General features: G+C 77.4%; 17 protein-coding genes. 9 read left to right on the top strand and 8 right to left on the bottom strand.

The genetic code is table 11. The features are described from left to right. Window positions 1–111 precede the first annotated feature (111 nt). The 4 genes from K5O09_RS17255 (at window position 112) to K5O09_RS17240 (ending at window position 5,504) form a co-directional block, all read left to right on the top strand. Window positions 112–843, top strand: a complete 732-nt coding sequence (locus K5O09_RS17255; RefSeq protein ID WP_222170690.1) for a response regulator transcription factor — start codon at window positions 112–114, stop codon at window positions 841–843. Then, window positions 843–2,282 carry a cell wall metabolism sensor histidine kinase WalK gene (locus K5O09_RS17250; RefSeq protein WP_222170689.1) on the top strand — a complete coding sequence of 480 codons (1,440 nt, stop codon included), beginning with the start codon at window positions 843–845 and terminating at the stop codon, window positions 2,280–2,282. The genes K5O09_RS17255 and K5O09_RS17250 overlap by 1 nt, the downstream gene beginning before the upstream one ends. Before the next feature lie 90 nt (window positions 2,283–2,372). Next, window positions 2,373–3,149: an LmeA family phospholipid-binding protein gene (locus K5O09_RS17245; RefSeq protein ID WP_222170688.1), complete on the top strand. Its 777-nt coding sequence runs from the start codon at window positions 2,373–2,375 to the stop codon at window positions 3,147–3,149. Window positions 3,150–3,233: 84 nt separating this feature from the next. Further along, complete coding sequence (locus K5O09_RS17240) at window positions 3,234–5,504, top strand: MMPL family transporter (protein ID WP_222170687.1); 2,271 nt, start codon at window positions 3,234–3,236, stop codon at window positions 5,502–5,504. Window positions 5,505–5,516: 12 nt separating this feature from the next. On the opposite strand, the gene K5O09_RS17235 is transcribed toward K5O09_RS17240, so the two are convergent. The 3 genes from K5O09_RS17235 to K5O09_RS17225 all read right to left on the bottom strand — a co-directional run bounded on the left by K5O09_RS17235 (window position 5,517) and on the right by K5O09_RS17225 (window position 12,242). Beyond that, complete coding sequence (locus tag K5O09_RS17235; RefSeq protein ID WP_222170686.1) at window positions 5,517–8,285, bottom strand: Ig-like domain-containing protein; 2,769 nt, start codon at window positions 8,283–8,285, stop codon at window positions 5,517–5,519. 122 nt (window positions 8,286–8,407) lie between these two features. Continuing rightward, the gene (locus K5O09_RS17230) at window positions 8,408–11,464 is read right to left on the bottom strand and encodes a DEAD/DEAH box helicase (RefSeq protein ID WP_222170685.1); all 3,057 of its coding nucleotides are present in this window, start codon (window positions 11,462–11,464) and stop codon (window positions 8,408–8,410) included. 49 nt (window positions 11,465–11,513) lie between these two features. Next, window positions 11,514–12,242: a hypothetical protein gene (locus tag K5O09_RS17225; RefSeq protein ID WP_222170684.1), complete on the bottom strand. Its 729-nt coding sequence runs from the start codon at window positions 12,240–12,242 to the stop codon at window positions 11,514–11,516. Window positions 12,243–12,409: 167 nt separating this feature from the next. On the opposite strand from K5O09_RS17225, the gene K5O09_RS17220 reads away from it, so the two are divergent. Together K5O09_RS17220 and K5O09_RS17215 are read left to right on the top strand one after the other, a co-directional pair. Continuing rightward, a complete protein-coding gene (locus tag K5O09_RS17220; RefSeq protein ID WP_222170683.1) occupies window positions 12,410–12,607 on the top strand; it encodes a hypothetical protein in 198 nt (65 codons plus the stop codon). A gap of 28 nt (window positions 12,608–12,635) precedes the next feature. Beyond that, entirely contained in the window at window positions 12,636–13,601 is a 966-nt protein-coding gene (locus K5O09_RS17215; protein WP_222170682.1) for an Fpg/Nei family DNA glycosylase, read from the top strand. 31 nt (window positions 13,602–13,632) lie between these two features. Here the strand turns inward: K5O09_RS17215 and K5O09_RS17210 are convergent, their stop codons facing one another. Together K5O09_RS17210 and K5O09_RS17205 are read right to left on the bottom strand one after the other, a co-directional pair. Next, window positions 13,633–14,154, bottom strand: a complete 522-nt coding sequence (locus K5O09_RS17210; protein WP_370635485.1) for a GNAT family N-acetyltransferase — start codon at window positions 14,152–14,154, stop codon at window positions 13,633–13,635. Between the two features lie 88 nt (window positions 14,155–14,242). After that, window positions 14,243–14,908 (bottom strand): DUF1684 domain-containing protein, encoded by a 666-nt coding sequence (locus K5O09_RS17205; RefSeq protein WP_222170681.1) that lies wholly within the window; start codon window positions 14,906–14,908, stop codon window positions 14,243–14,245. A 118-nt stretch (window positions 14,909–15,026) separates the two neighbouring features. On the opposite strand from K5O09_RS17205, the gene K5O09_RS17200 reads away from it, so the two are divergent. Beyond that, window positions 15,027–15,971 (top strand): LLM class F420-dependent oxidoreductase, encoded by a 945-nt coding sequence (locus K5O09_RS17200; RefSeq protein WP_222170680.1) that lies wholly within the window; start codon window positions 15,027–15,029, stop codon window positions 15,969–15,971. Here K5O09_RS17200 and K5O09_RS17195 read toward each other — a convergent pair. Next, window positions 15,952–17,319 (bottom strand): hypothetical protein, encoded by a 1,368-nt coding sequence (locus K5O09_RS17195; RefSeq protein WP_255595831.1) that lies wholly within the window; start codon window positions 17,317–17,319, stop codon window positions 15,952–15,954. The two genes, K5O09_RS17200 and K5O09_RS17195, sit on opposite strands and share 20 nt — an antisense overlap. Window positions 17,320–17,421: 102 nt before the next feature. On the opposite strand from K5O09_RS17195, the gene K5O09_RS17190 reads away from it, so the two are divergent. Continuing rightward, entirely contained in the window at window positions 17,422–18,768 is a 1,347-nt protein-coding gene (locus tag K5O09_RS17190) for a uracil-xanthine permease family protein (protein ID WP_222170679.1), read from the top strand. Between the two features lie 54 nt (window positions 18,769–18,822). Here the strand turns inward: K5O09_RS17190 and K5O09_RS17185 are convergent, their stop codons facing one another. Beyond that, window positions 18,823–19,488: a LytR C-terminal domain-containing protein gene (locus tag K5O09_RS17185; RefSeq protein WP_222170678.1), complete on the bottom strand. Its 666-nt coding sequence runs from the start codon at window positions 19,486–19,488 to the stop codon at window positions 18,823–18,825. After that, window positions 19,478–19,786, bottom strand: a complete 309-nt coding sequence (locus K5O09_RS17180) for a type II toxin-antitoxin system VapB family antitoxin (protein ID WP_222170677.1) — start codon at window positions 19,784–19,786, stop codon at window positions 19,478–19,480. The genes K5O09_RS17185 and K5O09_RS17180 overlap by 11 nt, the downstream gene beginning before the upstream one ends. A 165-nt stretch (window positions 19,787–19,951) precedes the next feature. On the opposite strand from K5O09_RS17180, the gene K5O09_RS17175 reads away from it, so the two are divergent. Then, window positions 19,952–22,789, top strand: coding sequence for a bifunctional diguanylate cyclase/phosphodiesterase (locus K5O09_RS17175; RefSeq protein WP_222170676.1), 2,838 nt, complete (start codon window positions 19,952–19,954; stop codon window positions 22,787–22,789). The last annotated feature ends 1,602 nt before the right edge of the window (window positions 22,790–24,391 follow it).

Genomic DNA, 24,391 nt, shown 5'->3' with positions numbered 1-24,391 from the left:
CTCGCCCTCTCGCCTCTCGGACCCTCGGTTCGCCCGATCGGCGGCGTGCAGGGCAGCGACCGGTCCGGACGCGTTCCGGCCGGAGCGGTCCGGGCCTGGCAGGATCGGTCCGTGCCTGCCGACCGTCCGCACGTCCTGGTCGTCGACGACGACCCGGGCATCCGGGAGCTGCTCGCCGCGGGTCTCGCGTTCTGCGGCTTCGAGGTGACGGCCGTCGGCACGGTCGCGGCGGCGCTCACCGCGCTGCGCGAGCAGCGGCCGGACGTGGTGGTGCTCGACGTGGTGCTGCCCGACGCGGACGGCGTCGACATGCTGCGCGTCGTGCGCCGGTCCGGGGACCGGACGCCGGTGGTGCTCCTCAGCTCGCGCGACGCCGTGGCGGACCGGGTGGCGGGGCTGGCGGTCGGCGGCGACGACTACGTGACCAAGCCGTTCGACCTCAGCGAGGTCGTGGCCCGCCTGGAGGCGGTGCTCCGGCGCACCCGGGCGGCGGGGACGCCGGGTGCGGTGCCGGACGGGGCGTCGGCGGCGGACGAGGTGCTGCGCTACCGCGACCTGCGCGTCGACACGGCGCGCATGGTGGCGCACCGCGGCGGGCGGGACCTGGACCTGTCCCCGGCCGAGTTCCGGCTGCTCGCCGCGCTCGCCGCGAGCCCGGAGCGCGTGCTGTCCAAGGCGCAGCTGCTCGACCGCGTGTGGGCGTACGACTACGGCGGCGACACCTCCGTGGTGGAGAAGCTGGTCTCCCGCCTGCGGCGCAAGGTGGACCCGCCGGACGAGGAGCCGCTGGTGCGGACGGTGCGGGGCTTCGGGTACGCCCTGCGGGCGGGGGACGGCGGCTGATGGCCCGGCCGCGGCTGCCCCGGTCCATCCGCGGCCGGGTCGTGGCGGGTGTCGCGGGTGCGGTCGTCCTCGCGGTCCTGGCCGCGGGGCTGCTCAGCGTCGTCGCGCTGCGCGCCTCCCTGCTCGCGCGGACCGACGAGCGGCTGCGTGACGGGGCGGGGACGGTCCGGCAGGCGCTCGCGGCAGCCGGCGACGACGGCCTGCTCGTCCGGGACGACCGGGTGCGGGTGCTGCTCGAGGCCTCGACGGCCGACCTCGCGGTGCACCTCGTCGCGGGGGACCGGGTCGTGGAGACGATCGCCGCGTCCGGTGCCGTCCCCGCGCCGGTGGCCGTCGCCGACGCGCACGCCCTGCGCGACGGGCCCGGGTGGTTGCCCGGTGGTCCCGCGCTCCGGGCGCTCACCGTGCAGACCCCGGGCCTGACGGTGGCGGAGGGGGACGCGCAGACCGCTGTGGACGAGGTCGTGCTCGTCGCCGACGTCTCGGAGGACCGGCGGACGGTCACGACCCTCGCGCGGATCGAGCTGGCCGCGGGCGCCGGCGCGACCGTCGTCGGCGTGGTGCTCGCCTGGTGGGCGGCGGGCGCCGGCCTGCGCCCGCTGCGGCGGATGGCCGCGTCCGCCGAGCGCATCGCGGACGGCGACCGGACGGTGCGGATCCGCGAGCCCGCCGCGCCCAGCGAGACGCGGCTGCTCGCGACGGCGCTCGACGACGCCCTCGACCAGCGGGCTGTCGCCGAGCAGCGGGTGCGGGACTTCGTGGCGGATGCAGCGCACGAGCTGCGGACCCCGCTCACCAGCGTCCACGGCTGGGCGGACCTGTACCTGCAGGGCGCGCTCGACGAGGACGGGCTGGACCGGGCGATGGAGCGCATCGGGCGGGAGACCGCGCGGATGCGGCACCTCGTCGACGAGCTGGCCCTGCTCGCGCGGCTCGACGCGGAGGCCCCGCTGCGCACCGGACCGGTGGACCTCCGCGACGTCGTGGGGGAGGTGGTGGCCGACCTCGGCGTCCTCGCGCCCGGGCGCCCGGTGGTGTGGCGAGCGCCCGCGCGGCCGGTGGTCGTCGCCGGTGACCGGGACCGCCTGGTGCAGGTGGTGCAGAACCTCGTCGGCAACGTCCTGCGGCACACCCCGGCGACGGCGTGCCTCACCGTGACGCTCGCCGCGCCGGGCCCCACCGCCCGCCTCGTCGTCCACGACGACGGACCGGGCGTGCCGCCCGAGCTCGTCTCCCGGGCCTTCGACCGCTTCGTGCGGTCGCGCGGGACGCCCGGGACCGACCCGGAGGACGCGGCCGGCGGTCCCCGCCGCGAGGGCTCCGGGCTCGGTCTGGCGATCGTCGCCGCCCTCGTCCGGGCGCACGGCGGGACGGTCGGCCTCGACTCCGTCCCCGGCGAGGGGACGACGGTGACGGTGGAGCTGCCGCTGCTCCGCTGACGCCGCTCCCAGGGAGCCGGGGGCGGGAGGTCAGCGTCCGGTCAGGTCCGCGGGAGCCGTCGCGCAGGCTGCCCTGGTCTGCTGCGCGACGTGACCCGACACCCCGGTCCCGACCGAGCCCGCGCCACGGCGCCCGACCGTGCGCCACGACGACGGCCCGCCGGTCCCCGCCCCCGGCGGCGGCTGGCGGTCCTGGGCGCGGTCCTCGCGGGGCTGCTCGTCGTGGTGGCCGGAGCCGACGTCGCCGTCCGGTGGTGGGCGGAGGGTCGCGCCGCCGACCGGCTCGCCACCGAGCTCGCCGGGCGCGGGCTGCGGGACGTCGACGTGCACCTCGGCGGCGTCCTGGTGCTGCCGCAGCTCCTCCGCGGTCACCTCGACGGGGTGGTCGTCTCGGCGCTGGTGCCGTTCGACGTGCTCGACGCCGCGGTCCTGCCCTGGGGCGGCGGCTCCGGCTCCGGGGCTGCCGGGTCGCTGGACGGCCTGCGGTGGTCCGGCGAGGACGGCCTGCTCGTCGCACGCGGCGAGCTGACGCGCCGGTCGCTGACCCTGCCGGTCGCGGTCGCGTCCGAGGTCTCCGCGGCCGACGGGGTCCTCGTCCTCACGCCGCGCACGGTCACCGTGTCGGGCGTGACCCTCCCGGTCGACCGTGCCGCCGGCGTGCTGCCGGCCCGTCTCGGGGACCTGCTCCAGCCCCGCCGCGTCGACGTCGGGGCGCTCGCGCCGGAGCGGCTCGACGGTGCCGAGGTGCGTTCCGCCTCCGTGACCGCGGAGGGGGTGGCGATCGCGGTCGCCGTCCCCGGCGACGCGCTGCCGTCGTCGGCGGCTCCGAGGGCGACGGCGCCCGTCCCGGAGCCGCCCGCCCCGTAGCCCCCGCCCGTCCCTCACGCGTCCCTCGCCCGTCCCTCGCCCGCCCCCTCCCCCCGCCCGCTCCTGCTCTCGAGAGGTCCTCCCGTGCCCCGTCCTGTGATCGCCCTCGCCCGGTTCAGCGCCCGCCACCGGCGCCTGGTGCTGGCCGTCTGGGTGCTGCTCGCCCTCGCCCTGCTGGCCGGGAGCCGTGCGCTCGGCTCCGCGCTCGACGACGACCTCGAGGTGCCCGGCAGCGACAGCGCCGTGGCGACCGGGATCGCCGGCACCGTCGGAGGCTCCGACGGCGCACCGTCCGGGGCGTCGACGTCCAGCGTGCTCGTCGCGTCCGGCGACCCGATCACCTCCCGGGCGGCGGACGTCTCGGGCCTGGCGGCGGCCCTGCGCGAGGTGGACGGCGTCACCGAGGTCACCGACCCGCTGGCGGCGGCCGCGGACGGCGGGCGGCCCGCCGGCGTCAGCCCGGACGGCCGGGCCGTCACGCTCCGGGTCACCGCCGAGGACGACGTCGACGACGCGGCCCTGCGCGACGCCGTCACCGCCGCCCGCGAGGCCGGGCTCGACGTGGGCGTCGGGCAGCCGCTGGTCCGTGATCTCGAACCGGCCGCGGACTCGCGCGTCAGCGAGCTGGTCGGGCTCGCCGCCGCCGTGCTGGTGCTGCTCGTCGCGCTGGGCTCGGCGGTCGCCATGACGGTCCCGATCGCGACCGCGCTGGTCGGTGTGGTGAGCGGTCTGTCGGCCCTGCAGCTGCTCGGGCACGCGGTCACCATCCCGACGGTGGTCCCCACGCTGGCGACGATGATCGGCCTGGGCGTCGGCATCGACTACGCGCTGTTCCAGGTCGCCCGGCACACCGACAGCCTGCGCGCGGCTCCCGACCGCGTCGAGGCCGCCGCGGTCACCGCGGCGACGTCGGGCTCCGCCGTGGCGTTCGCCGGCCTCACCGTCGCGGTCGCCATCTCCGCGCTGGCGGTGACCGGGGTCGACTTCGTCTCCTGGCTCGGGTTCGGGACGGCGGTGGTCGTGCTCGTCGTGCTGCTCGCGGCGCTGACCTTCACCCCGGCCCTGCTCGCGACGCTGGCCCCCCGCCTGGTGCGGCCGCGACGCCGGTGGGCCCGGCGACGTGTCGCGGCGGCCGACCGGGCCGCGCCGGCGGGTCCCGCCGCCCGGACCGACGGCACCGTCCCGGCGGAGCCCGCCACCCGGACCGACCCGGTCGCCCTGCCCGGGTCCGCCGCCCTGCCCGGCCAGGCAGGCGCGGACGACCCCGCCGCGGCACTCGACGCGACGCGGTGGGCGGGCTTCGCGCGGCTCGTCACGCGCCGCCCGTGGGTGTCCGTCGCGGTCAGCGCCCTCGTCCTGGGGGCGATGGCCCTGCCGGCCGCCTCGATGACGCTCGGGCAGGGCAGCGACGGGGACCGGCCGCCGGGCACGGAGCGACGGACGGCCTACGACCTGACGGCCGAGCACCTCGGGGCCGGGGCCAACGCGACCCTCGTCGTCGCGGCGACGCTCGACCCGGCGGTGAGCGACGGGCAGGACCCGCGGGTGGCTGCCGTCCGCGAGGAGGTGGCTGCGGTCGAGGGCGTGGCGGCCGTCGCCGCGCCGCAGCTCGCCGCCGACGGCTCCGCCCTCACACTGCGTGTCACGCCGACGACGGACCCGACCGACCCGGCGACGGCCGACCTCGTCACGCGGCTGCGGGCGCTCGACCCGGACGGCGCCGAGGTCCACGTCGGCGGCCAGACCGCGGTGCGGCTGGACCTGTCGGACCGCATCGCCGCGCGGCTGCCGTGGCTCGTGCTCGCGACGGTCGCGGTGGCGGCGCTGCTGCTGGTCCTCGCGTTCCGGTCGGTCGCGGTGGCGCTCAAGGCCGCCGCGATGGACCTGGTGTCGGTGGCCGCGGCGTACGGCGTCGTCACGGCGGTGTTCGAGTGGGGCTGGGGCGTCGGGCTGCTCGGCCTGGACGGTCCGGTGTCGGTGGACGCCTACGTGCCGATGATGCTGTTCGCGGTGCTGTTCGGCCTGTCGATGGACTACGAGGTGTTCCTGCTGTCGTCGGTGCGCGAGCACTGGCGCGCGACGGGTGACACCACGCTCGCGGTGCGCCGGGGCGTCGCGTCGACGGGGCGCGTGATCACGGCGGCGGCGGCCATCATGCTCGCGGTGTTCGTGTCGTTCGTGCGGGTCGACGACCCGACCATCAAGGTGTTCGGCGTCGGGCTGGCGGTGGCGGTGCTCGTGGATGCGACGCTGGTCCGGTGCGTGCTGGGCCCGGCGGTCATGGTGCTGATGGGCCGCTGGACCTGGTGGCTGCCGCGCCGCCTCGACCGGGTGCTGCCGCGGGTGGAGGTGTGAGGCGGCGCGGCGTCAGCTCGCGCGCCGCCGCCGCGTGGCCGCGGCCCGCAGCAGCAGGCCCGCACCCACCAGGAGGACGGCCGGGACCGCGGCCCCGGCGGCCGTCGTCCCGGTGACGGCCAGCGGGACGCGCGCGGTCACCGGGGACGCGCCGGCCGGCCCGACCGCCACCGGAGGGGCCGCGGGCTGGACGGCGGGTGCCGCCGTGTCGTACCGCAGGACGACGGTGGTGGTCGTGTCGACGCCGACCAGGACCAGGTGGTGGGCGCCGGCCTCGAGGTCCAGACCGGCCAGGACGGCCCGGCCGTCGCGGACCGGGAACGTCCCCAGCAGCCGCGGCGTCGAGTACGCGTACACGGTCACCGCGGCGTCGGCCTCCGCCCAGGGGACGGTCAGGTCCACCGTCCCGGGCAGGGCGGCCGGGTCGAAGCCGAGGGCGACGTCCGCGAGCCCGGGCGCGTCGGGGTGGCGCGCGACGAGCCCGGCGGTGTCGGCGGCCACCTCCGTGGCGACGTCCCACACCCGCAGCAGGGCCGCGCGCGTGACCGCCTCCGTCCCGTCGCTCCCGGCGAGCCGCGCGCGGAACCAGGTGTCCGGACCGGGGCCGGCGGTCACCCGCAGCGTGAGCGCGGCGGCACCCGGCACCCGCTGCCAGGCCGCGTCGGGGGCCGTCGGTGAGGCGGCGGTCTCCCAGACCACCGACCCGACCGACGCGGGGTCCGCGGCAGCGACGGTGAACGTCGCGGAGCCGCCGGGGACGACAGGTCCGGTGTCGCCCGGCTGGGCCGACACGACCGGCGTCGCCGCGGGCAGCACCGTCACGACGAGCGGGGCCTCGCCGCGGTTCCCGGCGCGGTCGGTCGCGGCCACCCGCACCCGGCGCTCGCCCGGGCCGGCGGTGGCGGGATCGCTGAGCAGGAGGGTGCCGTCGGAGACCCGGAACAGGGCGTTGTCGGCGTCGCCCGCGCCCGGGACCAGGGTGAACGCGACGGGCCCGTGGGCGTCCTGCGCGACGAGCGTCCCCGCGGTGGCGTCCGGCGCCGCGCTCGCCCGGAGGGTCGCCGGCACCAGACGCGGGGCCTCGGGAGACGTGGTGTCGACGACCACCGTCAGCGGCTCGCCGGCCGAGGAGGTCAGGACGCTGCCGAGGACGGAGGCGGTCGCCCGCGCGGTGAACGTGCGCTCGCCCTCCGGCCGGGTCGGCGCGGTGATGGTCCAGGACCCCGCGGCGTCCGCGGTGCCGGTGCCGAGCTCGGTGCCCCCGTCCAGCAGGGTCACGGTGCTCCCCGGCCACGCGGTGCCGGTCACGGTGGGGGTGGTGTCGGAGGTGTGCGTGCCCGCGCCACCGGTGTCGCTCGCGGGGTCGAGCCGGAGCGCGCGGGGGGCGGGCGGCGCGGCCGGGGAGAGCCGGAGCCGGCCGTCGACCACGACGTACGACGCGGGGGTCGCCGACCCGGGCACGACGAGGGTGGCGTCCGCTCCCGCGGCGGCGTCGATCCCGAGGTGCACGCGGGTCCCGCCCGGGTCGGCCTGGACCTGGACCTGTCCCGCCCCGAGCGCCGAGCCGTCCCCCTCGCCCAGCACGGCGGTCAGCGGGACGCGGGGCTCGCCGGGCGTCGCGAGGTCGCGCACCTCGACGGCGTCCTCGACCCCGAGGTCGGTGATCGTGTCGGTGCCGGACGGGCCGGCGGCGGGCACGACGACGACGTCCGCGCCCGCCCTGCCGGTGAGCCGGTTGTCGGCCTGGTTGCCGATCAGCACGTCGTCGCCGGACCCGCCGACGGCGTCCTCGATCAGGCCCTCCGTGCTGCCGGCGGGCAGGTGCGCCGTGGCGATGTTCGGCGACCGGCGGGTGACGTCGTCGGTGTCGAGCACCGGGTACTGCCCCCCGAGGTCGGTCCAGCCGCCGGGGCGCAGGTCCACGCGCAGGTCGGTGGTGTACGACGCGAAGCTGTACGTGTCCGTGCCGGCGCTGTCCCAGATCGTCGTGAAGACGACCTCGGCACCGGGGTCGAACATGTAGGTGGTGTCCCAGGCGTTGTTCGCCCCCACGCCGTAGAGGTGCTGGATCGCGGAGACGTCCTGCAGCATCGGGGACGACGGGTAGCTGCCGTCGGCGATGCTGTAGGCACCCGCGGGGGCGCCGGGCCAGCTCGAGTAGCTCATGACCGTCGTCGCGACGGAGTGCGTCCCGGGTTCGGCCGCGGGGAAGCCCCCGACGGCGTCGTGCGGGTGCTTCAGGCCCAGCGCGTGCCCCAGCTCGTGCAGCACGGTGAAGCCGGTGTAGGTCCCCGCGCCGGCGAGCTGACCGCTCGTCAGCCCCGCTCCGAGCTGCACGTCGACCGGACCGTCCCCGGGCGTCTGCGGCACCCGGGCCGTCAGGTTGTCCGGCGAGCGGTACCAGTACACCCGGATGTCCGCGGCGGCGGGGTCCGTGACCTCGGTGAACGTCAGACCGGACGGGCGCGCCCACCGGTCGAGCTGCTGGCGGAGCCGGTCGCGCTCGTCCGCGTCGAGCGCCGTCACGTACGCGGCGTCCACGTCGGTGAGGGCGGCGGCGTCCTCCGGGAACGCGTAGGTGAGGGCGGTACCGGACCAGCGCGCCCCGCTGAGCAGCGAGTCGACGGCCGGGTCCCCGGACGGGGGCACCGCGAGGGCGGCGGCGGGGGCGGCGTGCACGAGGGGACCGGCGGCCAGCGGCGCTCCCGCGACGAGGGCGAGGGCGGCGGCGCAGACGCGTCGGCGCCAGGCGGTGGCCGGGACGGTCAGGGCGCGGGGCATGGGGATCCGAATCGGAAGGGATGAAGGTCCTGGTCGCAGACCTGCCGACCCTACCGGCGGCCCGGCGGCGGACGGGAGCGCCGCCCGCCGCCGTCACCCGCCCGGAGCAGCGCGGTGCCGGGTCACCCGAGCAGCTCCCGCACCTCCGCCGCGGTGACCGCCGCCGCGAACAGGTCGCCGTCGTCGACCACCGCGTCGACCAGGGCGGCCTTGCGGCGCTGGAGCGCCACGACCTTCTCCTCGATCGTGCCGGCCGCGATGAGCCGGTAGACCATGACGGTGCGGTGCTGCCCGATGCGGTGCGCGCGGTCGACGGCCTGCTGCTCGACCGCCGGGTTCCACCACGGGTCGAGCAGGAACACGTAGTCGGCCTCGGTGAGGTTCAGGCCGGTGCCGCCCGCGCGCAGGCTCAGCAGGAACACGGGGGCGTCGCCGGTGCGGAACCCGTCGACGACCTCCTCGCGCCGGGTCGTCGAGCCGTCCAGGTAGGCGTGCTCGACGCCCGCACCGGTCAGCCTCTCGGCGACGAGCGCCAGGTACGACGTGAACTGGCTGAACACGAGCGCCCGGTGACCCTCGGCCACGACGTCGGCGATCTGCTCCACCAGCGCGTCGGTCTTCGCCGACGGCACGCCGGCCAGGGCCGGGTCGACGAGGGAGGCGTCGAGGGCCAGCATCCGCAGCAGGGTGAGCGAGCGGTAGACGATGAACCGCTGCCGGTCCAGGTCGTCGACGAGCCCGAGGACCTTCTGCCGCTCGAGCTGGAGGTACCGGTCGTACACCGCTCGGTGCTCCGGGGACAGCTCGACGGCGAGGGTCTGCTCCTGGCGGTCGGGCAGGTCGGCGGCGACCAGGTCCTTGGTGCGACGCAGCAGGAACGGCCGCACCCGGCGCCGGAGCCGGTCGAGCCGCTGGGACCGCAGACGCTCGGCGCTCGCGGGCAGGTCACCCGCCCCGGGGCCGGTGCTGATGCCCGCGTGGACGCCTTCGACGGGCCGGACGTACTGCTCGGCGAACCGCCGCGCGGACGGCAGCAGGCCGGGTGTCGTGAGGGCCAGCAGCGCGTGCAGCTCGGTCAGCGAGTTCTCGACGGGCGTGCCCGTGACGGCCAGCGTGAACGGGACGCCGAGGTCCCGCACGGCCCGGTGCCCCCGGGAGGCGGCGTTCTTCACCTGCTGCGCCTCGTCCAGGACGACGCCCGCCCAGCCGTCGCCGGACGCGACCCCGGCGTACGCGTCAGCGTCGAGCCGGAGCAGCGCGTAGCTGGTGACGACGACGTCGGCCCCGCGGGCGACGTCCGCGAGGGGGACGGGCGCGGTCGCCTCGGTGCCGGCCACGCGGCGGACGGTCAGCCCCGGGGTGAACCGCGCCGCCTCCGCGACCCAGTTCGGGACGACCGACGTCGGCGCCACCACGAGGAACGGCCGGCGCGGCTCCGTGGGCCCGCGCTGCTCGACGGCGTGCTGCACGAGGGCGAGGGTCTGCACCGTCTTGCCGAGTCCCATGTCGTCGGCCAGCACGCCCCCGACCCGGTGCCGCCAGAGGAACGTCAGCCACCGGAACCCCTCGGCCTGGTACGGCCGCAGCTCCGCCTGCAGCCCCGCGGGCAGCGGCACCGTCCCGCCGGCGGGGTCCTGCGCCTCGGCCAGGAGCGCCTGCCAGGCGGGGGCGGCCTCCGCCTCGTCCGCGAGCCCGGCCAGGTCCTCCCACAGGGACGTCTGGTGCCGGCTGATCCGCAGCCCCGTCTCCCACTCGGCGAGGTCGCGGGCCTCCGCGATGAGCTCGACGAGGGGCTGGAGCGCGGGGTGGTCCAGGGACAGGTAGGTGTGGTCGACCAGCAGGAGCCTGCGCCGGCCCTTCGCGAGCGCCGTGAAGAGCGGGACGAACGGCACCGTCCGGCCCTCCAGCGTGACGGTGACGCCGAGGTCGAACCAGTCGTTCTGCTCGGTCGGCTGCGCGGTGACGGTGAGCACGGGCGTCCCCCTCAGCTCGCGGTACGCCGGTGCGTCGCCGACGACGTCCACGCGCACGCCCGGCAGGCCCGCGAGCCGTGGCAGGACGGTCGTGGCGGCCTCCGCGGCGTCCACGTCGCGCAGGGTGAGCCGCCGGGGCAGCACGCCGGCCGGAGCGGGGCCCCCGGCCGGGTCCCGCGGCCACCACTCCTCGGGTACCACGCCGGCGAGCAGCCGCCGCGGGTCCGGCGCGGGAGCCGCCGCACGCCCGGCGTCCCAGCGCCACGCCAGGTCGAGCACGTGGCCGGGGGAGTGGGTCGCGGTCAGCACCAGCGTCGGCGGGGCGGGCGGCGGCAGGTCCACCGTCCCGTCCGCGCTCGTGACCTCCATGCCGGCCCGCAGCGCCGGCAGGTGCTCGGCGAGGAACGCGGGCGCCTCGTGGTCGGGCACCACGACGCCGGCCCCGAGGGCGTGGCCGACGGTCCTGCCGCCGGCCGCGCCGAGCAGCGCGAGGTGCTGCGGCGTCAGCGGCTCGGCCACGGGGGCGAGCACGACGTCGCGCGGTCGGGTCGGGTCGGCCACCCACACGCCGTGCGTGCCGACCGGGTGCGCGTGCCGGACGGGCACCGCGACGTCGTCGACCGTCACGCGGGCGCCGAGCCGGATGCCGCCGGCCACCCGGGCGGCGTCGATGCCCACTGCGGCCCGGGCGCCGACGCGGACGACGGCCCGCGCGGAGGCGCCCACGAGCGGCAGCCCCAGGGCGTCCGCCTGCGCGAGCAGCTCCCAGAGCACGGGGTTCACGAAGTCGTCGAGGAACAGCCAGCCCGGGTCGTCCCCGGGTCGGGGCGGGCGCCCCGCCCGGTGCAGCGCGCCGAGCTGGCACAGCCACCGGTGCTGCGCGTCGTCCAGGTCGAGCCGCTCCTGGAGGTGCGGCAGGTTCGACCACGTCAGGCCGGCGCGAGCCCAGCCGCGCGTGGTGCGGACCACGGGCCGGGCGCCGAGGCGCAGCTCGCCGCTGCCCGGGGCGCCGTCCGCCGGAGCCCGCCGGCCGGCCGCGCGCGACGTCGGGCCGTTCCAGCGGTCCCGCGTCCGGGGCGTCAGCTCCCGCACCTCCAGCTGGAGCGCCGCCCGCCCGGAGCGTGCCGCGTCCTGGGTGCCGCCCCACGCCAGCAACCCGTCGAGCACGGCGTGCCACGGCTCCGGCGAGGTGGCGGGCTCAGGCACCGGGCGATCGTGCCACAGGCGGCCGACACCCCCGGCGGCGGGCCGGGCGTCAGCCGTGCAGGGGCCCCGCGGCCTGCTCGACCGCCCCGCGGGCGCCGTCCGCCTCGCGCGTCGCGGCCAGCACCGCGTCGACGTCGGCCAGGTCGACCGGCGCGGCGAGGACGCTCTCGGCCCCGGTCAGCGCCGCACCGAGCGCCGCGCGCTGCCCGGGCGTCCCGCGCCCCTCGGCCAGCGCTGCGGCGGCGGGAGCCACCGCGCCCCGCAGCGCGTCCCGGGCGGCCGCGAGCCCCGTGACGGCCTGGGCCAGCTCCCAGGCGGCGGAGGACTCCGCGGCGTCCGCGGACGCCGCACGGACCTCGGCGGCACGGCGTCCGGCGGCGCGGGCGTGGTCCCGGGCGGCCGCGGCGCGCTCCGCGCGCGACCCGGTCGTGCCGGGGCCCGGCCCCAGCGCGGTGGCCTCCTCGAGCGCCTCGGCGAGCGCGGCGCGCGTCGCGTCGGACTCGACCCGCCCGGCGGTGCTGAGCAGCACCTGCTCCCCGGCCGCGGTCGCCGCTCCCAGGTCGGCGACCGCGGCGCCGAGCTCCTCCTGCGCCGCGGCCAGCGCCCGCTCCTCGTGGGCGACCTGCTGCTGGTGGCGCAGCAGCCACGCGCCCCCGCCGGCGGCGAGCGCGAGGACGAGCAGCGCGACGAGGGCCGTCGCGCGGAGGCCGCGCTCGCTGGGCGCGGGCGGCTCCGGCGGCGCAGCGGCCGGGTCGGGGGCGGGCGTCGTGGGAGGCATGCGGGTCCTGCGGCTCGGGTCCGGGAGGACACCATCCTCCCCCCTCGGGGCGGCTGGTGGCGGGGGACCTCCGCCGACACGCGCCCGAGGACTTCCTGAGAGCGGGCTGTGGCTGACAGGATGGTCGCCATGACCAGCCCGGACGTCCCCGCGCGCCTGGTGGGCCCGTGCTGAGCGGGTCGACCGACGCGCTGGTGGAGATCGTGCTGCGCCTCGCCTCGGCGCTCGTCGAGCGCGTCGTCGCCGGCCGGGGCGCGGTCACGGAGCTCGCGGCCGCGTGGTCGTGGACGGTCGTGGGCCCGGCGCTCGGACTCGTCGCGGTGGCGCTCGTGCTGGGCGCGTGGACGGCGTTCTGGGACGACTGACGTCCGACCCCGCACCTAGCCTGGGCGCATGCCCGAGGGTCACACCGTCCACCGCATCGCCCGCCAGTTCGCCCGCGACCTCGTCGGGCGCCGCCCGGCGGTGTCGTCCCCGCAGGGGCGCTTCGCCGCCGGGGCCGCGCTGCTCGACGGCCGCGAGCTGCTGACCTCCGCCGCCGTCGGCAAGCAGCTGTTCCTCGGCTTCGAGGGCGGCCACGTGCTGCGGGTGCACCTCGGGCTGTACGGCGCGTGGGACTTCGCGGGCGTCGTGTCGCCGCTGGAGGACGGCGCCGACGCGGTGGCGAGCCTCGGTGCCCCGCGCGTCCGTCGCCGGCTGCGCATGGGCGAGGGAGAGCGGGAGGGCGACGTCGGCGCCGAGGTCGAGGACTTCCCGCCGGAGCCGGTCGGTCAGGTGCGCGTCCGCATCGCCACGGACGCGACGGTGGCCGACCTGCGCGGCCCGACGGTGTGCGAGGTGCTCGACCCGGTCGCGACGGCGGCCGCTCTCGACCGGCTCGGGCCCGACCCGGCGGTCGAGGACGACGTCCGCGCCCGGGTCACGGGCACGCCGCCGGACACCTCCCGCCCCGCGGCGGCCGACGTCGTGGTGCAGCGGCTCACCGCGCGCCGCACGCCCGTGGGCCAGCTCCTCATGGACCAGGCGGTCGTCGCCGGCATCGGCAACATCTACCGCGCCGAGCTGCTGTACCGCGCGCGTCTCGACCCGCACACCCCGGGGACGCGGGTGCCGCCCGGCACCGCCCGGGCGCTGTGGGACGACTGGGCGCTGCTGCTCGCGGACGGCATCCGCACCGGCGTCATGCTCACGCGCGAGGACCTCGACCAGGCGGGCCGGGCCGCGGCGCTCGCGGACCCGGCCGAGCGGCACTGGGTCTACGGCCGGGCGGGGGAGCCGTGCCGGACGTGCGGCACGCCGGTCGCCGTCGAGGAGATGGCCGGGCGCAAGCTGTACTGGTGCCCGACCTGCCAGCGGTGACGCCGGGTCCCGCCGGGCGGCAGCCGTCGCGTCAGGCGGGCCGCCGGACCATGGGCACGTGCGGGATGCCGTCCTCGTCGTAGCCCGCGCCCGCCCGCTCGAACCCGAACCGGGCGTACCAGCGCTCGAGGTGCGCCTGCGCGTGCAGGTCGATCGCCGCGTCCGGCCCGCACAGGGCCACCGCGTGCTCGATCAGCGTCGCGGCCACCCCGCGCCCGCGGGCTGCCGGCGCCGTGACGACGCGGCCGATCGCGGGCGAGGTGCTGCCGGCGCGGAGCACGCGCAGGCACCCCAGCACCTCTCCGTCGTCGTGCGCCCAGACCTGGAGCGTGTCCGGCAGCAGGTCCCGGCCGTCGAGGTCCGGGTACGGGCACGCCTGCTCGACCACGAACACGTCGACGCGCAGCCGCAGCAGGGGGTACAGCTCGGCAGCGGTGACGTCGGCGGCGGTGCGGGTCTCGACCACCAGGTCGCCGGCGCGGACGGTGCGGACGGTGCGGACGGACGCGGGGACGGACGCGGCGGCGTCGGGCCGGCGGGGCTGGTCGGGCACCGCGTCAGCCTAGGCGGCGCCTGCCAGGACAGGCGGCGCACCAGGACACGCGGCGCGTCCGGACAGGCGGCGCGCCCGGCGGCCGCGGTCAGCCGTCCTCGCCCTCCACGTCGATCACCAGCATCGGGTCGGGCTGCCGCTCGCCGACGGGCACCTCGGCGTCGAGCACGTTGCCGCGGGTGGCGAGCGGGCACGCCCACGCGGGGTCGTACGCGCACGACGGGTTGTAGGCGAAGTTCAGGTCGACCACGAGGCTGCCGTCCGCCGCGCGCCCCAGGTCGGCGCCCTTGACCGTGTCGAGGACGTACCGGCCGCCGCCGTAGCTCCCGCGGCCGGAGGTCCGGTCCTTCACGGGCACGAAGACCCCGCCGCCGTACGTGCGCAGCGCCCACACCGACAGCCCGCCCAGGCCCTCGAGCTCGACGCGCCCGACCCGGTCGAACGGCACGACGCCGTCCGTCCCGGTGGTGACCTCGAGCCGCTGCGCCGACGTGGAGCGCACCCGGACCTCGAACCGGTAGGCCGGGTCGTAGGGCGCGACGTCGAGGCCGCGGAACACCGCCTTGGCGGCCGGGCGCAGCGGGGAGGCGGCGTGCTCGGCGAACAGCTCGTCGCGGCGTGCCACCCACTCGGCGTGCGCGGCGGCGGGGTCGTCCGCGGCGATCCGGCGGACGTCCGCGTACGTCTGCGCGGTCCGCCGCCGCCAGTCGACGACGGCCAGCACGTCGAGGGCGAGACCGAGCTGCGTCACCATGCCCTCACCGTCTCACGCGCCGCCGGGCGGCGGCATCCAGAGGCCCTGCGACCTGCACCTCGCGGACGCGGTCCCGGTGCGGACGACCACGGGCCGGTGACGTGAAAGGCTCGGCGGCATGGACCTGAGGATCTTCACCGAACCGCAGCAGGGCGCCTCGTACGACGACATCCTCGCCGTCGCGCGCGCCACCGAGGAGCTGGGCTTCGACGCCTTCTTCCGTTCCGACCACTACCTGAGCATGGGCGGCGACGGGCTCCCCGGCCCGACGGACGCGTGGACGACGCTCGCCGGCCTGGCGCGGGAGACGAGCCGCATCCGGCTCGGCACGCTCGTCACGTCGGCCACGTTCCGGCACCCCGGCGTGCTCGCGATCCAGGTGGCGCAGGTGGACCAGATGTCGGGCGGCCGCGTCGAGCTCGGCCTGGGCGCCGGGTGGTTCGCCCAGGAGCACGCGGCGTACGGCATCCCGTTCCCGGCCAAGCGCTTCGGGCCGCTGACCGAGCAGCTCGAGGTCGTCACCGGGCTGTGGGGCACGCCCGTGGGGGAGCGGTTCTCCTACGACGGCGAGCACTACACGCTCACCGACAGCCCGGCCCTGCCCAAGCCCGTGCAGCGCTCGCCCCTCGACCCGTCGCGTGCGGGCGTGCCGGTGATCGTCGGCGGCCTGGGCCCGCGGCGGACGCCGGCGCTCGCCGCCCGGTTCGCGAGCGAGTTCAACCTGTCCTTCCCGCCGCTGGACCAGGTCGGCGAGAAGCTGGAGACGGTGCGGGAGGCGTGCCGGGCGATCGGGCGTGACCCGCAGTCCCTCACGATGTCGGTGGCCCTGGTGGCGGCGGTCGGGAAGGACGACGCGGAGGTGGACCGTCGCGCCGCCGCCATCGGCCGCGACCCGAAGGAGCTCCGGGAGGTCGGCGTCGCCGGCACGCCCACGGCCGTCGTCGACCGGCTCGGCGCGCTCGCGGAGCTGGGTGTGGGCCGCGTCTACCTGCAGGTGCTCGACCTGCACGACCTCGACCACCTGGAGCTGGTGGCCTCGCAGGTCATGCCGCAGGTGCGCTGAGCCGCTCGGTCGTGGTGGCCGGGGCGCGTCCTGTGCGGAGGACGTCCCGCGCCACCACGACCGCCAGCGCCACCAGCAGCAGGTTGCGCAGCACGAGCAGGAGCGACGGCCCGGCCTGCTGCGCCGTGATCCCGTCGTAGGTCAGCGGGAACACCCACTGGGTGAGCGCCGCGACCACCAGCACCAGCACCGCCGGCACGCGCCACGGGCGCACCCCCGAGGCGCCGGGCCGGGCCAGCCCGACGACCACCGGCCCCGCGAGCCAGCCGACGAACTGCGGCGACCCGACCTTGTTCGCGACGATCAGCGTCACGGCCACCAGCAGTGCGCCACGGGCGAGGAACCCCGCGGTGTCCAGCCGGTCCCCGGCGCGCCGTCGCACCCACGCGAGCAGGGCGGTGACCGCAGCGAGGGCCAGCGGCAGCAGCGCGCCGAGCGCCCCGGCCACGGCGGCCGTGCCCGGTCCGGTGATCTCCCACGTCGTGATCGCCTGGTTGAGCACGACCCGAACGTCCGGCGACCCGAGCCCGGCCAGCACCCACGGCGTGGCCGCGACCGCCTCGACCTGCAGCCCCCGGTCGCCCTGCTCGGTCAGGAACGACGTCAGGTGCGCGGCCCCGCCGCCTGCGACGACGGCCGTCGACACAGCGGCGCACACCAGCGCGGCGGGCAGCACGAGGTCGCGCCACGGCCGCCGCACCACGAGCACCAGCGGCAGCAGCAGGGCGCCCGGGGCGACCTTGATCCACGCGCCGGCCGTCAGGAGGGCCGAGGCGACCGCCGGCCGGCGCAGCGCCAGCGTGAGCGCGACGACCACCACCGGCGCGACCACCGCGTCCAGCCGACCCACCGCCACGGGGCCGAGCAGCAGCACGAACGCCAGCCACCACCACGCGCCGAGCGCCGGGTCGTGGCGGGGCGGCCCGGCGACCACGCCCGAGACGGCGCCGTCCGCCGCCGGCCTCGCCCCGGGGTCCGTCGCGCGCGCACCCCGCAGCAGCACCCCGACGGCCGCCGCGTTCGCCCCCGCGACCAGCAGCGTCCACGCCACGGCGTACGCGCGGGTGTCGACGGCGTCGACCACCAGCGCCGGCGCCAGCATCGGCAGCACGGCGCCGGCCGGGTACACCCAGTCGCCGCCCAGGACCGGCCACACGCCCTCGTGCAGGCCCTGCCACATCCACCAGCGGTACAGGTCGACGTCCCAGAACGCCTTCGCCGGTATCAGCACCGTCCCGACGTACCCGATCCAGGCGTGCACCGCGACGAACGCGGTCCACAGCGCAGCGCGGGAGCGCAGCAGGCGGTCGATGGTGCACCTCCGCGTGTGAGTCAGGGCGCGGGACACCCTACGCGGCGGACCGTCCCGACGGGCCCGGGGAGCGAGCCGCTAGCCTGCCGTCCGGCGCGCCCGGACGGACCGGGCCGGGCAGCGAGGAGGCGGGACCGCGTGAGCGCGTTCGGGTGGCGGGTGCACGGCGACGGCAGGAGCGTCGCCCCGGGGGCGGTCGTCGCCCCGGAGGAGCGGTTGAGCTGGCCCCGGACCATCGGGATCGGCATGCAGCACGTCGTCGCGATGTTCGGCGCGACGTTCCTGGTGCCGTTGCTGACCGGGTTCTCGCCGGCGACCACGCTGCTGTTCTCGGCGATCGGGACGGTGACGTTCCTGCTCGTCACGGGGAACCGGCTGCCGTCCTACCTCGGGTCGAGCTTCGCGTTCATCGGCCCGATCGTCGCGGCGACCGCCTCGGGCGGCCAGTCCGCCGCCGTCGGCGGCATCCTGGTGACCGGTGTCCTGCTCGCGGTCGTCGGCCTGGTGGTGCACCTGGCGGGGTCCCGGTGGATCGACGTCGTCATGCCGCCCGTGGTGACCGGCACGGTCGTCGCGCTGATCGGCTTCAACCTCGCGCCGACGGCGTGGGGCTCGTGCGACGCGGAGGGCGTGTGCAGCGGGTTCCGCGCGGCCCCCGTCACGGCGCTCGCGACCCTCGGTGCGATCGTCCTCGCGGCCGTGCTGTTTCGCGGCATCCTCGGCCGGCTGTCCATCCTGGTCGGCGTCGTCGTGGGCTACGTCGTGGCGTGGCTGCGCGGCGAGGTCGACTTCACCGCCGTGGGCGACGCGGCCTGGTTCGGCCTGCCGGACTTCGTCACGCCGACGTTCGAGCCGCACCTGCTCGGCCTGTTCCTCCCGGTCGTCTTCGTGCTGATCGCGGAGAACGTGGGGCACGTGAAGTCGGTCGCCGCGATGACGGACCGCAACCTCGACCACCTCACCGGCCGGGCGCTGCTCGCCGACGGCCTGGCCACCACGTTCGCGGGCCTCGGCGGCGGCTCGGGCACCACCACGTACGCCGAGAACATCGGCGTCATGGCGGCGACCAAGGTGTACTCGACTGCCGCGTACTGGGTCGCGGCCGCGACCGCGCTGGTGCTCAGCCTGTCGCCCAAGTTCGGCGAGCTCATCAACACCATCCCGCCCGGGGTGCTCGGCGGCGCCACCACGGTCCTCTACGGCATGATCGGCGTGCTCGGCGCCCGGATCTGGGTGCAGAACAAGGTCGACTTCTCGGACCCCGTGAACCTCACGACCGCCGCCGTCGCGCTGGTCATCGGCATCGCGAACTTCACGTGGACGGCGGGCGACCTGCAGTTCGCCGGCATCGCGCTGGGCACGGCCGCGGCGATCGGCGTCCACCACGTCATGCGGGCCGTGGCCCGGTGGCGCGGGACGAGCCAGGAGCCCGCGTCGCCGGCGTCGGTGCCGGGGGGCACGGAGCTCGAGGGCAGGGCTCGCTGACGACGGCACGCGGCGCGGGTCCCCGGCGGGTCCGCGCCGCGTGCCGCTCCGGCGTCAGCCCGCGGGCGGCGGGGTGGTCGCCGGGGCGGTCGGCGTCGGCTGCGGACGCGCCGTGACCTGGTCCAGGGCGATGCAGCCCTCCGGCACGGCGAACGGCTGGTCCGGCTCCAGGACGACGTCCGCGGCGGCGACCAGGTTGTTGAACGCGGCGCCGACCACCACGTCGACGGTCGCGTCCTCGCGGGTGTCGAGCACGAGCTGCGGCGAGTCGAACTGCGCGGCGACGGTGTACGCGGCGGCGACACCCTGCGAGCCGAACTGGATGAGCGCGGTGTCCGAGTACGCGGCGTAGCCGGCGCCGCGGGCGTTCGCCTCGGCGCCGATGACGAAGCCCCGGGACTCCAGGGCGTCGCCGGTGTCACCGGCCAGCCCGATGCGGTTCGTGCTGTTGTAGACGTTCACGGTGATCTGCCCGTAGGGCACCGGCGTCGCGCCCTCGGGAGGGCAGGGCGAGTCGGCGACGGCCAGGCCGGTCGGCTCCGGCGACGAGAAGTCGCGGGCCAGGAACGGCAGCTCGAGGTTGCCCGCGTAGACGGCCCCCGCGCCGGCGGCGGCGACGCCGAGGCCCGCCAGCAGCACGCCGAACACGACGGCCTGGCGCTCACGGGTGTGCCGGCGGCGCCGCTGCCGTGCGGCGGCGGGCGTACGGTCAGTGCTCATCGGTCTCGATCACCAGGACGCGCGCGTGCAGCACGGGCCGCTGCTGCAGCGCGGCGCGCACCGCCCGGTGCAGGCCGTCCTCCAGGTAGAGCACGCCGCGCCACTGCACGACGTGCGCGAACAGGTCGCCGTAGAACGTGGAGTCCTCGGACAGCAGGTTGTCGAGGTTCAGGGTGCGCTTGGTGGTGACCAGCTCGTCGAGGCGCACCTGCCGCGGGGGCACGTCCGCCCACTGCTTGGGCGTCACGAGCCCGTGGTCGGGATAGGGCCTGCCCTCGCCCACCGACTTGAAGATCACGCTGGCGAGTGTAGGTGAGAGCCGCGGGGCGCCGCGCTGCGGCTCGCGGGGCGGGGACGAACCGCGGCGCCGGAGCAGCGCATCGGGTGAATGTGCCCGTGCCTGGTCGCGCGCGGGCGTGCACCGGCCGATGGGAGGGAGACGCCGGTCGCGAAGGAGGTGGGCATGCCGCTCGACGCGCGCCGCCGTGCCCGCGCGCGCGTGCGCGGGATCGTCGCGGTGGCCGTGCCGGTCGGGCTGGTGCTGTCCCTGGCGGTGTCGGTGTTCGACGGGCACCAGCGCCGCGACCACGCGGCGGACGAGGCCCGCGCCCGGCTGGCCGTCACGGCGGAGGCGTTGCTCGCGCGGTGGGACATGCAGCTGCGCCTCGCGCGCACCTCGGCGCTGATGCTGACGCCGGGCGCCGACGACGCGTGGGCCGAGGCCGGCGGCGCCTGGGAGGCGCACCTGCGGGTGCTCGCCGGCCCGGGCGGCCGGACCGACGCGGTCGGCGGGGTCGCCTGGATCCCGGCGCCGGCGAGCCCGGCGGACCGTGCCGGGCTCGTCGACCTCGTGGGCGGCGGGACGGAGCCGTCGCCGGATGCCGTCGCGGCCACCCGGGTCGTGCGGCTCGGGCCGGCCTCGCTGGTCGACGAGCTGGCCGCCGGTCGCACCCCGGACCCCGGTGCCGTGCAGGCCGTCGAGGAGGCGCTGGCCGCGTCCCGCGACCGGGGGGACCTCGTCGTGTCCGAGCCCTACCCCGCCGACGTCGGCGCCGCCTACGGCCCGGCGGACGCGGGGCTGGTGGCGCGGGCCGGCGCCGTGGGCGGCCTGGAGACGGCGGCCGTCACGCCGGTGTTCGACGGCCCGGACGCCCCGGTGGGGCGCGACGAGCGCGTCCGCCGCCTCCTGGGGTGGACGGTGACGACCGTGCGGCTCGACTCCCTGCTCGCCCTCCTGGACGAGCCGGAGGAGCCGACCGCGGTGCTGGACGGCGACCGCCTGCTGGGGGCGGTGCCCGCGGGGACGGGCTCCGCCGCGGTCCAGGCCCCGGTGATCCGCACCCGGGACGTGCCCGTCGCGGGGCGCACCTGGACCCTCGTCGCGGCGCAGTCCGACGTCCCCGGGCCCCTGACGTGGTTCCCGCTGCTCGCGGGGTCGGTGCTCACCGCCCTCGTCGTGGGGCTGCTGACGTCCCGCGCCGCGGCGGAGAACCGCGCTGTCGATCTGGCCGCCGAGCGGACCCGCGCGCTCGCGGACCGGACGCGCGACCTGGAGTCCATCACGCGCAACACCCCGGACGCGATCGCCCGCGTGGACGGCGACGCCCGGCTGCGGTTCGCGAACGTCGCCATGCGCCGGGCGGCGCAGCTCACCGAGGACGACATCGGCGTGCGGGCGGCCGAGCTCGCGTCCCGCTCCCCGGTGATGGACGCCGTGCGCGCGCTCGCGAACCACATGCTCGCGCTCGCCTCCGACCCGGGCGTCGACGTCGAGCACGACCCGCGCCGCCTCATCAGCATGTCCGCGGCGCACGACGGCAGCTGGTACGAGGTGCGGGCCGTGCCCGAGCGGAGCCCGGCGGGGACCGTCGACTCGGTGCTGGTCGTCGCGCGGGACGTCACCCGGTTCCGGGACGCGCAGGACCGGCTCACGCACGCCGCGACCCACGACCCGCTCACCGGGCTGGCGAACCGGGACGTCGCCCGCGAGCGGGCCGTGGCGGCGCTGGCCACCTCGCGCGTCGGGACCGCCCTGCTCCTGCTGGACCTGGACCGGTTCAAGCTCGTCAACGACTCCTACGGGCACGTGGTGGGTGACGAGCTGCTGCGCCGCGCGGCCGCCCGGGTCGCCGGGGGCCTGCCGCACCGCGCCACGCCCGCCCGGGTGGGCGGCGACGAGTTCGTGGTGCTGCTGCCGGACGCCACCCCCGCGGTGGCGGACGCCGTGGCGTCCCGCCTGGTCGCCGCCTTCGACGAGCCGTTCGCGCTGCACGACGAGGAGTTCGCCGTCGGGTGCAGCGTGGGTGTCGTCCACGCCCCGCCGGGGACCATGCCCTGGGACGAGCTGCTGCGCTGCGCGGACGTCGCGATGTACCGGGCGAAGGCCGCCGGCGGCGGATGCCACGAGTGGTACGAGGAGCACACCGCCGACCGCGCGCGACAGCGGCTCACGATGGCCGCCGACCTGCGCCGTGCGGTCGCGGAGGGCGAGATGGCCCTCGTCTACCAGGCGGAGGTCGACCTCGCGCACGGCCGGGTCGAGGGCGTCGAGGCCCTCATGCGCTGGACGAGGCGCTCCCGCGGCCCGGTGCCTCCGTCGGAGTTCATCCCGGTCGCGGAGGAGACCGGGCTGATCGGCGAGCTCGGGGCGTGGGCGCTGGACCGTGCGCTCGGCGAGGTCGTGGCGCACAACCGCGGCACCGGGGCCGACCTGCGGGTGTGGGTCAACGTCTCCCCGCGGCAGTTCGTCGGCCAGAAGGACCGCCCCGACCTGGTCACGCTCGTGGTGGACCTGCTCGCGGCGCACGACGCGCCGGCGGCGTGGCTCGGCATCGAGGTCACCGAGAGCGCGCTGGCCGACGACACGCGCGTGGTGCCGATGCTGCGCGCGCTGAGGGAGCTCGGCGTCGGGGTGGCGGTCGACGACTTCGGGACCGGGTACTCCTCCCTGTCCCGCCTGCACGACTACCCGGTGACGCTGCTGAAGATCGACCAGTCGTTCGTGCACGGCCTCGGCGGCTCCGGGCCGGTCGGTCCCCGCGCGGCGGGCGTGGTGGAGGCGGTGGTCGCGCTCGGCCGGTCGCTCGGCGCCGACGTCATCGCCGAGGGCGTCGAGGACCGCAGCCAGTACGTCGCGCTGCGGGAGCTCGGCTGCGACCTCGTGCAGGGCTACCTGTTCGGGCGGCCCTGCGCGTTCGCCGACGCGGTGCGGCCGCCGGCCGTCGTGGACGGGCCCGTCCCCGCGGCGTCGTCCGTCTCCGTCCCCGCGGGCGACGCGGCAGGGACGGCCGGCGGCCGCTGACCCGTACCGCCACCGCCGGGGCGTGCGGCGGTGGCCGGCTGGAGCGAGAGCATCCACGTGGCGCACGTCGCGGCGAGCAGCGGGACGGCCAGCCCGATGCCGGTGGCCGGCACCACCACGCCCGAGTCGTTCAGGGCGAAGCCGATGCCGAGCGTGACCGCCAGCGCCGTCAGGCCCTTGAGCAGCACCGGGGCGTCCGTCGCCAGGCGCCGCAGCGGGGCGCCCGCGGACAGCCACGCGTACGGTCCGCCGTCGTCGGCGCGCACCGCCGACCGCGCGGGACGCCCGACCAGCAGCACGACCAGCAGCAGGCCGCCGATCGCCAGGAGGGTCTGCTCGCTGCCGAACAGGATGCGCAGGTTCGTCTCCGCCTTGCGGGCGAGCACGGTGGTCAGCCCGCCGTCGAGCACGGTCTCGATGAACCGCCCGAGGTGGGTGCGGTCGTCCGCGGGCCGCATCCAGTCCACGACCGCGATGCCGACGACCGTCACGGCGCCCGCGCCGAGCACCGCCACCACCCGGCGCCAGCTGAGCCGCAGTCCCGCGGTGAGCAGGCCCAGGATCAGGAAGCCCGGGACCAGCGCCGGCGGTCCGCCGAAGTCGGCCCCGAGGGACGGCAGGCCGTTCACCACCGTCGCGACCAGGCCCGTGGCGGCGACCACGCCGACCGCCAGGCCCCTGCGGCCCGCCCGCAGCAGCGGGTCCGCGAGCGCCACGGCCGTCAGGATCATCGCCGTCGCGAACAGGGCGAACGCCGGGTTGCCGAAGCCGTAGAACCGCCCGGCCACCAGCGACCCGGGGCCCATCATCGAGTCGAGCGCGAGGCGCGCACCGGTCGCGACGTCGAGGGCCAGCACCGCGGCCGTCACGCCGCTGACCACGCCGAGCGGTCCGAGCAGCCGCCCGCCCCACCACGGCGGCAGCAGCGCCAGGGCGGTCACGGCGGCGGCGGACAGGGCGACGGCGCCGGCCAGCGCCCACCCGGGGGTGGCGGCCCGCCACCAGGGCAGCAGGTTCGCCAGGAACGTCGACACCGGGACCGCCGCCACGACGACCGCACCCATGCGCAGGCCGTGCAGGACGCGCGCCGGGTGCGCCGAGCCCGTGACCCGCCGCGGCCAGAACCGGTGGAGCAGCGCCGACCAGGCCGTGCGCACCCGGTGGTTCAGCCCGACCATCACGAGCAGGTACAGGGCGAGGTTCATCCCGACCCAGAACACGTAGAACCCGCCGACGAGCGGCTTGGCGGCCTGCGCGTGCCGGTTCTGGTCGATGAGGTACGCGACGCGCTGCCCGGCGGGGGCGTCGTCCGGTGCCTGCCGGACGGTGGAGCCGACGAGCGCGCCCGACGGCGCCCGGTCGCGGATCCCGAGCGCGTCCAGCAGGGTCGGGGTCAGGTCCGTGGCCTGCAGGTACCCGGTCTGGCGCGTGGACGGCGAGCCGATCGTCCCGCCCTCGTACCCCGGCCCCGTGGCCAGCGCGAGCTGCAGGTGCGCCCGGCGGCTGGAGTCCGCGACGGACGCCACCAGGACGGTCGCGTCCGGGTCCGCGCGCCGGGTCGCCGCCACGACGGCGCCCACGCGGGAGTCGATGTCCTGCACC

This window comes from Cellulomonas sp. C5510 (genome assembly GCF_019797765.1).
Classification (GTDB): Bacteria; Actinomycetota; Actinomycetes; order Actinomycetales; family Cellulomonadaceae; genus Cellulomonas.
The sequence above is the reverse complement of the archived record's forward strand: the minus strand, read 5'-3'. Positions and strand labels throughout refer to the sequence as shown.

What these genes read in the sequence shown, in the direction of transcription:
- K5O09_RS17235 (WP_222170686.1), bottom strand. Translation starts at nt 8,285, where the DNA reads ATGCCCCGCGCCCTGACCGTCCCGGCCACCGCCTGGCGCCGACGCGTC.
- K5O09_RS17200 (WP_222170680.1), top strand. Translation starts at nt 15,027, where the DNA reads ATGGACCTGAGGATCTTCACCGAACCGCAGCAGGGCGCCTCGTACGAC.
- K5O09_RS17225 (WP_222170684.1), bottom strand. Translation starts at nt 12,242, where the DNA reads ATGCCTCCCACGACGCCCGCCCCCGACCCGGCCGCTGCGCCGCCGGAG.
- K5O09_RS17205 (WP_222170681.1), bottom strand. Translation starts at nt 14,908, where the DNA reads ATGGTGACGCAGCTCGGTCTCGCCCTCGACGTGCTGGCCGTCGTCGAC.
- K5O09_RS17215 (WP_222170682.1), top strand. Translation starts at nt 12,636, where the DNA reads ATGCCCGAGGGTCACACCGTCCACCGCATCGCCCGCCAGTTCGCCCGC.
- K5O09_RS17185 (WP_222170678.1), bottom strand. Translation starts at nt 19,488, where the DNA reads ATGAGCACTGACCGTACGCCCGCCGCCGCACGGCAGCGGCGCCGCCGG.
- K5O09_RS17175 (WP_222170676.1), top strand. Translation starts at nt 19,952, where the DNA reads ATGCCGCTCGACGCGCGCCGCCGTGCCCGCGCGCGCGTGCGCGGGATC.
- K5O09_RS17250 (WP_222170689.1), top strand. Translation starts at nt 843, where the DNA reads ATGGCCCGGCCGCGGCTGCCCCGGTCCATCCGCGGCCGGGTCGTGGCG.